The following is a 9,449-nucleotide window of genomic DNA, read 5'->3' on the forward strand; positions in this document are numbered from 1 at the left end:
TTACAAACGTCATAATGGGTAATATGAAGCCAGAAGTACTGATACAGCAGTATTTCTGGCTGTTTTATTTTGTGTGAAACAACGAAATATCACACATTTATCACATTCCTGTATTTTTTTTAGGTAAAATAGACAATTCCATTAAATCACCAAAACGATTTTTCATTTTTGTTTGAGCATCCTTTTTCATTTTTTCTGTTACGTGTGTATAAATGTTATAAGTTGTTTTTGAGTCTTCATGGCCAACTCGATCCATAATTGTTTTTAAGTCTACGCCAGCTTCGACAAGTAAAGTAATATGAGTATGTCTTAAAATATGCGGGCCACCAATTTTCTTTAAACCACTTTTCTTTAGTACACTTGTAATTCGATCATAAACATTTCGTTGGCAAAATGGATATCCGTTATCTCGACAAAAGACAAAGTTCTTATCATGATAATCATCAAATAGTTTTTTTGTACTTAACCGAATTTTAGCTTGATGTGTTTTATGTTTCTTTAACATTTTCATGATGTCCTCATCAACATCAATAGTCCTAATAGCCTTTTTCGTTTTTGGTGGTGTCAATTTATATTGGTGCATATTAGTATTTGGCATATACATAGTTTTAGTGATTCTAATTTCATTTGTTTCAAAATTAATATCATTCCACTTTAAAGCACAAACCTCTCCAACTCTCATTCCAGTGAATGCCATCAAGAAAAAACGTTCCTGATCCATTGGTAAACCGTCTTTAATAGTTGTATTTAGAAATATTTCTAATTCATCTCTTTCTAAATAGCTTTCTTCTATTTTTGAGTTTTCAATTTCTTCTATTGTTAGACGTTTTCTAGGTACGCTAACAAATTTAATTGGATTATCTCGAATGAATTTATTCATTTCAGCGTATTTAAATATCATTCCAGCTGTAACTTTGACATTTTCCATAGCAGACATTGAATACTTTTTGTCATTCATTTCAAATAAGATATTTTGTAATGTTCTACTATTTATATTAGCTATTTTCGTATTTCTTAAATAACTATTTAAAATTTTTAACGAACATAATCTACTTCTTATGGTATTGTCTTTAACGCCAGAAACTGAGTATACTTTTAGCCATTCTTCAGCAACGTCATTAAAAGTTAATGCCTTTCCAACACGTTTGTTATAGCCATCTTTTAGTGAGTTTATTTCAGCATTAACCTTTTCTTTTGCTTCATTTTTAGTTTTCCCGCGCCTTCTAATCTGATTTCGTTTATTTGTGATTGGATCACGTGGACCTTCATCATAACATTCCCAAATACCTGATTTTAATTTTTCGCATCTCATTTGTACATCCACCTCTTAATTAATAACCTATCACTTTAACAATTTCATGACGGTCATATAAGGAACCGTTATTATAACCAAAGTGTGAAAATTGTAATTATTCATCATGAATTGTTAATTTCTTTAAAATACAAATGGTAGTTACTCATAACGTTATAAATTTATGTATACATCTATCAGTAGCTAAGTAGCTATCAAGTCTTTTTTTGCAAATTCTTCATCTACATTAAAGGTATCTTGTATTTGATATATAGCTTTGTAATACTCACAATCAAAAAAACATCTCACAATTAAAAGAACATATGTTCTTTTAATTATAAAATAAAAACCTATCTTTGCATAGATAGATTTTTATTTTTGCTACTTGAATAAAACTTGATATTCATCAGCTACAGAATTTAATTGAATATTAGTTAAATTATCTAGATTCAATTTATCTATAGTTGAATTTTTAAGAGTTATTTTATAAGCTACATCTTCTTTATCTTTTCCGTAACTATCTGTTAAAGGTAAGTACCAAAAGAAAGTAATGTTTTTTATTTCAGAATCAAAGTTCGGATCTTCTACTATCGATTTAACTATTTTTAAGGTATTTTTATTTACTTGAGTTTCTATCATGTTTTTAGTTAAATTCATAGGTGCATTAAGTTTCAGGGTAATGTATTTGCTCTCATCTTTTTTCCCTTTTACCTGTACATCTCTAATTACATCTTTAGAATCACCGTTCCAATTAACTGTTTTTCCTACAGAATCCTCAACAGATACTTCTGATGAAATTTCATAGTCGAAATTAGTTTTTTCCTGTTCATCAGTATTAGTATTATCTTCTTCCGTTTTTTTGTTTGGATTAAAATAATCATCGTCCAATTTCAACTCTAATTTATCAGATGGATCAAAGTGTAAAGAAACTGTTTTACTAGTTATGGTAGATCCATCAACAATTTTGTAGTCCCATTCATTTATATCATCATCTTTTTCATTGGGCTTTCCTAATTTTTCTTGTATTTCATTTTTGCTCATATCCTCTTTTAGACTTTGATATTGTGCTTTTGTAATTGTACCAGGTTCATCGTTAGGATATTTATTACTGAATAAAATAGTAATAGTAACAACTGAAATAATGATTAATAAAATAATAGTACCTATAATCTTTAATACTTTTGGCATTTTTATATGTACCTCCAATTAATCAAATATAGGATATATGGTGCATCTACATTTATCATGGAACGGAGGAAAATTCACTCCTACTATAGCTTCGCTAGTTTTGTAAATTTTTCCTCGATGAGATTTGCATAGAGAACATGTTCTTTCATCATCAGAATCCATAATTTCGTATTTAGGTATTTTAGCATTTTTATATCGTTCTAATAATTTTTTGTAGTGTTCCTGTAAATCTTGAATAACCATATTTTCATCTCCATGATTAATTAATAAAAACATAAATTATAAATGATTTTTACAAAAATCTTTCCATCTCATATGGAATACCGTTTTCTCTTAAAATATCAATCTTGGTTTCACAATTTTCAAAATCTTGATTGTATAAAAGAAGGTGAGTTGCAAAGTAATTCGCTTCAACTTCAATCTTGTCCACTGAGAAAAAAGTATTCTTTTTTAAAAATGTTGTGTTTATATATGGATGTAATGTTGCATGAGCTAATTCATGGCAACAAGTAAACTTTTGGTCTTTTTCATCCAGTGAATTATTTATATGTATAATAGGCATTCGTTTGTATGAACGATAATACCCATATGTATTTCCTAAATCCTGATAAAGAATAACAATCCCTTTTTCTTTTGCTATTTGAAAAGGGTCATTAGTTTTATATTTCTTTACTAATTCTGAAATTATATTGTCAATATACATCTATACAACTCCTTTGTTATTCTTTATCTCTATATTTTTTAGGAGTGAATTTTTTCTTAGCTAATCTTTTTGCTAAGCGCATAGATTGTTCTAATGATGCTATTAATAACTCACGATCTTCATCATCCATATCTTCGATTGTTTGACCATCGAATTGAGCGTAACCATTATTATGTCCTTCAAGCCCAGAAATTATTTTTTCTAAATCTTTAGCGACATCACGTTCATCTTTTTTTGTTAATTTAGGTAAATCAGAATTATCTTTTTCTATATATCCAGCTACTCTCATTAATTCGTTATAATCAACTTTTAAAGCCTGAGATATTTTTTCTATTGTAGAAGGCTTTGGAACACCACGCTTACCATTTTCAATCCGTGATAGTTGAGCTGCACTAATTTCTGAATACAAAGCAACTTGGTTTAATGTCATTCTTTTTTCTTCTCTTACTTGTTTTATATATCTTCCAAACTCAGTCATTTCTTCACCACCAAATGTTTGTATATATAGATTTTAAACACTTTTATTACCAAAAGGAAATAATTATAAAAAAAATTAAATAAAAGTATTGTCAAAAGGTAAAATATAAGTTATATTATTACCACAAGGTAATTACCAAAAGGTAAGAAGGAGGTGATAATATGCAACTAAATGTGAAAGTAAATACAATTTTTTTAAACAATTACCTTAAACAGAATAATTTTTCTGAGAGCGAATTCGCTAAATCGATAGGTGTAGCACATAGTACTGTTAATAGAGTATTGAATAGAAAAAGAAATCCAGGTGGTAAATTTATAGCTGGTGTTTTAGCAAATTTTCCTGAACTAACATTCGAAGATGTTTTTATTTTTGAAAATGAATTACCAAAAGGTAAAATGAAACAAATCGTTTAACATTCGCCTTTGCACCTACCAAACGAAAGGAAGTGAATTTATTGACACTTGAACAAATAGAAAAAATAACAAAGTTACTTGAAAATGATGATTCTGATTCTGAATTTACTCATTTAACTAACAATGTAATGGATGTAAGCCATCATCTTGGCGATGTAATAATCCTATCTCTTGAAAAAGGATGGAGCTTAGATGAATTGAAAAATATAGCAAAAATCATCTTAGAGCTCCAATAAACAGAAAGTTAAATATTATTTAGTCTTTTGTAACGTTCAAGTAGATTTTCATTTTTCTTATAAGAATCATTAAATTCTAGAGCTTTCTCATAAGCAGCTAAATAGTAGTTCAACTTTTCCTCTGCAATGGTTTCTGGGGAGTCACCTTTAAGAGGAATAGATGATATTACAGCAAGTGCAAATTCGTTAGGATCAATTAATTTATGTTTTTCTTTAGACATACTTATCACCTCCAATCTATGAAAATATTACCACATAGATCACAAAAGAGGAGAACTGGATGAAAATCAAAGTTTTAAAAAATGCATAACATTGACACTTTGCACCTACCAATAAGAAATTAATCGAGCGGAGTACGCGACGATATCCTCGTTTCGGAATGGAGCGGCAGCAATAGCCAATCGCCATGACATTAATTCTTTATTGGTGGGTGCAAGAGAAAACCTGAAAGGTAGGTGAAACAAATGGAACAAAAAACTATTGATAAGTTATCGAATGAGGAAATACTCCGCCAACAGCTGGAACTGTTAGCAGAATATTCGCAACAAAATCTTGATCCCTATGAATTAAGCTCAATAACTGGTGTAATGATTGACATTTATAAAGCTTTGAAGAATTTAACGTAGAACTTTAACAGAATCTTTGCTACGTTTTTCTCTAATTCTTTTATTTACTTTTTCATGAGCTTCTAAATATTTATCAACTAACTGTTCAGGAGTAACATTTGTTAAATCTTGATTTTCAAGATAGAGCATTGTTAGTGCATCAGCTTTACTATTTGGAAAAGTGTTTAATTTGATTTCAGACATTACTATCACCTCCTCTTGTCATTATTCGACAAAGAGTGAGGAAATACCTACTAAGGAGTGAAACAAATGAATCAATTAGAAAGAACAATCTCAAGTTTAGAAGTTGCTGAAATGGTCGGAAGAAGACACGACCAAGTATTGCGCGATATCAATAATATCATTGCTCAATTAGATGACCACAAAATTGTGGTGAACTATTTCCTTGAATCTACTTACCAAGATAACCTTAATCGAACTAAACCTTGTTACAAATTAACAAAGAAAGGCTGTGAACTTTACTCAACTCGAATGACAGGAGCAAAAGGCACTCACTTCGCAGTTGCATATATCGAACGTTTCAACCAAATGGAAGAGCACATAAAACAACAAGAGATTGATAAATCGCAACTCAGCCCACAACTTCAAATGTTTGGTGCCATGTTCGAAGCACAAGCAAAAATCGAGTTAAAACAAAAAGAACAAGATCATCGCATTCAACAAGTTGAAAGAAAACAAGAAAACATTGAACAAATACTAATGCTTAATCCAGTTGAATGGAAAAAGAAAGTTACAAAAGTTCTTAATCGAATAGCTGAATCGCGTGGCGGTTTCGAAGAGTATCGAAACGTTCGTAACGAAAGCTATCAATATTTAGAAGAACGTGCTCATTGTTTGTTAAATCGACGTTTGAACAACCGTAAAAAAGAAATGATTTGCAATGGTCTTCCAAAGTCAAAAGTAAATCGAATTTCAAAACTTGACGTAATTGCGGATGATGTTCGATTGACAGAGATTTATTTATCAATCGTTAAAGAAATGGCTATCAAACATCAAGTAAACGCAGAAGGGTTGGGTGCTTAATGTTCTACGTTAAAACAAAGCTTAACGATTCCATCGAAATAAAAGTTGATTTATACGAAGGTGAAATCTTTACTGCATGTCCGAAATGTGGTAAAGAAATTCAACTTGAATCAACAGATATTATTCAGATTTTTCAAGATGGTGGCGATTTTGCTTCAACAAGTTTCTATTGCCATGAATGTTCAAAGATTATGCATTCATCAAATAACAAATTGGTGGTGATTAAATGAAAACTCCCGACGACATGATCGTAACTATGACGGTTGGTGAACTTCGACAAATCATTCGAGAAGAAAATGAAAAATTAAAAGAAGAATTTCTTCAAAAAACGAAATTAAAAGAATTACCACCATTGCTTACCAGAAAAGAACTAATGGAATTACTTCATATTAGTCATACAAAAGCAGCTGAATTAATTGGTAGACCTGATTTTCCAACATTTCGAAAAGCTGGTTTGTTAATTCCGACAGATATGTTATTTGAATGGATTCGCCGAAACACCGATTGGGTTGATACAAATACAACATATTTTAAATCTGTAATTTAATTCTATCAAATCTATCGAAATACGGCGGTCTACTAAAAGATTAGTTGTATATGAGATGTGACCGCCTAAAAACAAGGAGGAGAACAAAGTGAAGGAAAGTAAAGTCCCACGTGTTCTAAAGGAAATGAGAGGAAATATGTATCAACAAAAATTAGCTGATAAAGTACATGTTTCAAGAGAAACGATTTCAAAGTATGAGAATGGTCGTTCTAAGATTCCAAAAGATGTAAGTCGCATCCTAAATAAAGCGTTTGATAATCCTAAATTTGCTATTACTCTTCAACAGGAATACACAGGCACAGGTCCAGTTTGGTTGGATGGTCCAAATGTGGACTTACACAGATCAGCGGTAAAAGAGAAAACAGACGAGGAAGTCAGCGAGTTCCTGGAAAAATTAAGAAAAGCTGATTTTTCTAAGCCATTTAGAGCAATGGCACCTTATGAAAGGCAAGACACAGAAGATCTGCTTAGTGAGGCTGTAGAAGCAATTACTTCAATGGTTCATTTTGTAGCTGTAACTTGCATGGAAGGTGATTTTAGTTATGTAAATGTTTGGGGCGATCACTATACATCACTTAAAGCAAATGGTTTCTTAGCTATGGGAGGTACACGATGAACAAATCAAATTTCAAACCACAAGATGTAGACGCAGCAATCAAAGAACACAACTGCATCGATACATTAAATGTTCAAATGATGATACATGCTAGACGCCAGGAATACAAAGAAGCGCGTGAGTTGCTTAAGGACATAGATAAGTCACTGAAAGAACTTGAAAATTTTCGTCAAAGAAAAGTAGAGTATGACAGATTTTTGGAAGTAATCAAAAAACTAAACAAACTTGGAATACCAGCGGAAGAGGTGACCAGATGCGCAAATTGAACAAATACTTTTTTGAATCAGAAGATGTTTGCTTATCGGACAAGCTTTGGTTCTATGGCGGAATCATTGCAATGATCACAATCGGAGCAATCGGTTTATGGCATTAAAAAAGCTGACTAACTTTGTCCAGAAGTTAATCAGCAGTTGATTTAGAAAAGCATTATGAAATATCCAATATTCATTATAACATGACAGGTTAATTCCTGTCATGAAGTACACGAAAAATTCAAAAGTGAGGTGAATAGGCCTCTAATTACATGCTAACTATTCACCATTCGTGTACTTCATGATGTGAATTGATTCTCGTCACGAAGCGCATAATCGTAAAACACTGTATATCAGTATATTTACAAATGCGAGTGAAAGGAAACTTCATGTTCTTGAGTGTGGAAAGCTCAACAACTTGTGCGCTTCGTGATGCGAGTTAAGCATCAGAAAGAAGGTGAAATGATGACAGATTTAATTGCTAGAATTGCAGATTTAACTGGTGAATTAAAATCCATCTGCGATGAAAACCCAACTTTTAGCGTAAAAGTGGATGGCAATTTTACAGAGGTGTTTATATCTGTTCCAAAAGTGTTTTTTAAGCATTTCGACAGTTTCGACATTGAAGATTACAAATGTATTGATCCAGGAAGTAGCTTCATTAGTAAAGCTATCGTAGAAATTGAAGGCATTCAATTTTCAACTTTATTAACTCAATCGGAGTATGAAAAATTTGTACCAAAAACAGCATAAAAAATCCACTGCCGCAAACAGTGGATTCGGGGTTATCTAATAGCTATTTATATCATTTTATTACATAGCCCTGACAAATTCAAATAGGGAGGCAATACAAATGCAAGAGGTTACTTTTCAAAACATTGGAATGAGCTATTTCAAAGGTATTCTAAGTTTCGATTTAAACACAAATGGTAGTAATGCCAAAGTTTTTGGTGATAACGCTACTGGTAAAACAACAGTATTTGATGCATTCACTTGGTTACTTTTCGATAAAGATTCTTCAAATAAGAAGGACTTCTCCATCAAAACATTAGTCGATGGTAAAGAGGTTCACAACAAAGATCATGCAGTTGAAGCTACATTGTTAGTAAATGGAACACCAGTTACACTACGCAAAGTATTTAAAGAAAAATGGACCAAAAAACGAGGTTTAGCAACTAAAGAATTTTCAGGCCATACAACAGATTATTACATCGATGAAGTACCGGTCAAAAAGAAAGAATACGAAGCAAAAGTAAATGAAATCATCCAGGAAGAAACGTTCAAATTATTAACAAACCCAAGCTATTTTAATGAACAGCTTAAATGGCAAGAAAGACGAAAAGAATTACTTAAAATCGTTGGAGATATCACAGATCAAGATGTAATCAATGTGAATCCAAAACTTAAAGAATTACCAACAATATTGCAAAGCAAAACGGTTGATGAATACAAAAAGATTGTTGCTAATAAGCGAAAAAAGATTAATGAGGAATTAGATAAAATTCCAGTTCAAATTAAAGAGAATCAAAATATGATTCCAGAGTTATCAATAGATGTTGAAAGTCTGAAATCACAATTAGTCTCTATTGAACAAGAAATTGATGGTCAAAAGCAAATCATATTCAATATACAAAATGGTAAAGCAATAGTTGAAAAAGAACAGCAACTTATGAAGTTAGAAAACGACATGGAACATTACAAACGTGATTTTGAATATAACGCTAAAGATGAAATTTATAGACTTGGTGCTCGACTTCAAGAAGAACGTGGCAATTTATCCATTATACAAAAGCCAGTTCAACAAGCTGAACAAGAAATTGAAATGATGAGTCGAACTGCAGAACAAAACAAACGAGCAATATCTGATATGGATGTTCAACTACAACAACTACGCGATCAATGGGGCGTAATCAATTCAGAACAATTCCATTATGAAGATAATTGCACTTGCCCAACATGTAAACAAGACTTACCAGCTGAACAAGTTGAGCAAGCTCGTCAAACAGCTTTAGAAGCATTTAATTTAAGCAAATCTGAACGACTAGCAAAAGTAACGGAGCAAGGAAAGGAACTTGGA

17 protein-coding genes are annotated in these 9,449 nt (G+C 31.5%); 10 read left to right on the forward strand and 7 right to left on the reverse strand.

What is annotated here, in order from left to right; translation table 11 throughout:
* Positions 1 to 100 precede the first annotated feature (100 nt).
* The 5 genes from D1606_RS11700 to D1606_RS11720 all read right to left on the reverse strand — a co-directional run bounded on the left by D1606_RS11700 (position 101) and on the right by D1606_RS11720 (position 3,660).
* Complete coding sequence (locus tag D1606_RS11700) at positions 101 to 1,312, reverse strand: tyrosine-type recombinase/integrase (RefSeq protein WP_119416197.1); 1,212 nt, start codon at positions 1,310 to 1,312, stop codon at positions 101 to 103.
* A 360-nt stretch (positions 1,313 to 1,672) separates the two neighbouring features.
* On the reverse strand, positions 1,673 to 2,479 hold the full coding sequence (locus tag D1606_RS11705) for a hypothetical protein (RefSeq protein ID WP_119416198.1): 807 nt from the start codon (positions 2,477 to 2,479) through the stop codon (positions 1,673 to 1,675).
* 18 nt (positions 2,480 to 2,497) lie between these two features.
* Complete coding sequence (locus D1606_RS11710) at positions 2,498 to 2,722, reverse strand: minor capsid protein (RefSeq protein ID WP_158582369.1); 225 nt, start codon at positions 2,720 to 2,722, stop codon at positions 2,498 to 2,500.
* Positions 2,723 to 2,771: 49 nt separating this feature from the next.
* The gene (locus D1606_RS11715) at positions 2,772 to 3,182 is read right to left on the reverse strand and encodes an ImmA/IrrE family metallo-endopeptidase (protein WP_119416200.1); all 411 of its coding nucleotides are present in this window, start codon (positions 3,180 to 3,182) and stop codon (positions 2,772 to 2,774) included.
* Positions 3,183 to 3,198: 16 nt separating this feature from the next.
* Positions 3,199 to 3,660 carry a helix-turn-helix domain-containing protein gene (locus tag D1606_RS11720; protein ID WP_119416201.1) on the reverse strand — a complete coding sequence of 154 codons (462 nt, stop codon included), beginning with the start codon at positions 3,658 to 3,660 and terminating at the stop codon, positions 3,199 to 3,201.
* Positions 3,661 to 3,821: 161 nt separating this feature from the next.
* On the opposite strand from D1606_RS11720, the gene D1606_RS11725 reads away from it, so the two are divergent.
* Together D1606_RS11725 and D1606_RS11730 are read left to right on the forward strand one after the other, a co-directional pair.
* Positions 3,822 to 4,073, forward strand: coding sequence for a helix-turn-helix domain-containing protein (locus D1606_RS11725; protein ID WP_119416202.1), 252 nt, complete (start codon positions 3,822 to 3,824; stop codon positions 4,071 to 4,073).
* Between the two features lie 41 nt (positions 4,074 to 4,114).
* On the forward strand, positions 4,115 to 4,309 hold the full coding sequence (locus tag D1606_RS11730; RefSeq protein ID WP_119416203.1) for a hypothetical protein: 195 nt from the start codon (positions 4,115 to 4,117) through the stop codon (positions 4,307 to 4,309).
* Positions 4,310 to 4,317: 8 nt separating this feature from the next.
* Here the strand turns inward: D1606_RS11730 and D1606_RS11735 are convergent, their stop codons facing one another.
* Positions 4,318 to 4,530 (reverse strand): hypothetical protein, encoded by a 213-nt coding sequence (locus tag D1606_RS11735; RefSeq protein WP_119416204.1) that lies wholly within the window; start codon positions 4,528 to 4,530, stop codon positions 4,318 to 4,320.
* Between the two features lie 243 nt (positions 4,531 to 4,773).
* Between D1606_RS11735 and D1606_RS18760 the strand changes: the two genes are divergently transcribed.
* Entirely contained in the window at positions 4,774 to 4,935 is a 162-nt protein-coding gene (locus D1606_RS18760) for a hypothetical protein (protein WP_158582370.1), read from the forward strand.
* On the opposite strand, the gene D1606_RS11740 is transcribed toward D1606_RS18760, so the two are convergent.
* The gene (locus D1606_RS11740; RefSeq protein ID WP_119416205.1) at positions 4,927 to 5,118 is read right to left on the reverse strand and encodes a hypothetical protein; all 192 of its coding nucleotides are present in this window, start codon (positions 5,116 to 5,118) and stop codon (positions 4,927 to 4,929) included. The two genes, D1606_RS18760 and D1606_RS11740, sit on opposite strands and share 9 nt — an antisense overlap.
* A gap of 66 nt (positions 5,119 to 5,184) precedes the next feature.
* Between D1606_RS11740 and D1606_RS11745 the strand changes: the two genes are divergently transcribed.
* The 7 genes from D1606_RS11745 to D1606_RS11775 form a co-directional block, all read left to right on the forward strand.
* On the forward strand, positions 5,185 to 5,958 hold the full coding sequence (locus D1606_RS11745) for a Rha family transcriptional regulator (protein ID WP_119416206.1): 774 nt from the start codon (positions 5,185 to 5,187) through the stop codon (positions 5,956 to 5,958).
* Positions 5,958 to 6,188 (forward strand): hypothetical protein, encoded by a 231-nt coding sequence (locus D1606_RS11750; protein WP_119416207.1) that lies wholly within the window; start codon positions 5,958 to 5,960, stop codon positions 6,186 to 6,188. Before D1606_RS11745 ends, D1606_RS11750 begins: the two co-directional genes overlap by 1 nt.
* Complete coding sequence (locus D1606_RS11755; RefSeq protein ID WP_233548090.1) at positions 6,185 to 6,505, forward strand: helix-turn-helix domain-containing protein; 321 nt, start codon at positions 6,185 to 6,187, stop codon at positions 6,503 to 6,505. The genes D1606_RS11750 and D1606_RS11755 overlap by 4 nt, the downstream gene beginning before the upstream one ends.
* 88 nt (positions 6,506 to 6,593) lie before the next feature.
* The gene (locus D1606_RS11760) at positions 6,594 to 7,121 is read left to right on the forward strand and encodes a helix-turn-helix domain-containing protein (RefSeq protein ID WP_233548091.1); all 528 of its coding nucleotides are present in this window, start codon (positions 6,594 to 6,596) and stop codon (positions 7,119 to 7,121) included.
* A complete protein-coding gene (locus D1606_RS11765; protein WP_119416208.1) occupies positions 7,118 to 7,387 on the forward strand; it encodes a hypothetical protein in 270 nt (89 codons plus the stop codon). Before D1606_RS11760 ends, D1606_RS11765 begins: the two co-directional genes overlap by 4 nt.
* A 450-nt stretch (positions 7,388 to 7,837) precedes the next feature.
* The gene (locus D1606_RS11770) at positions 7,838 to 8,125 is read left to right on the forward strand and encodes a hypothetical protein (RefSeq protein ID WP_119416209.1); all 288 of its coding nucleotides are present in this window, start codon (positions 7,838 to 7,840) and stop codon (positions 8,123 to 8,125) included.
* A 100-nt stretch (positions 8,126 to 8,225) separates the two neighbouring features.
* Positions 8,226 to 9,449: AAA family ATPase (locus D1606_RS11775; RefSeq protein WP_147414489.1), on the forward strand; the 1,224-nt coding region annotated here is incomplete at its 3' end.

Source organism: Rummeliibacillus sp. POC4 (assembly GCF_003576525.1).
Taxonomy (GTDB): Bacteria; Bacillota; Bacilli; order Bacillales_A; family Planococcaceae; genus Rummeliibacillus.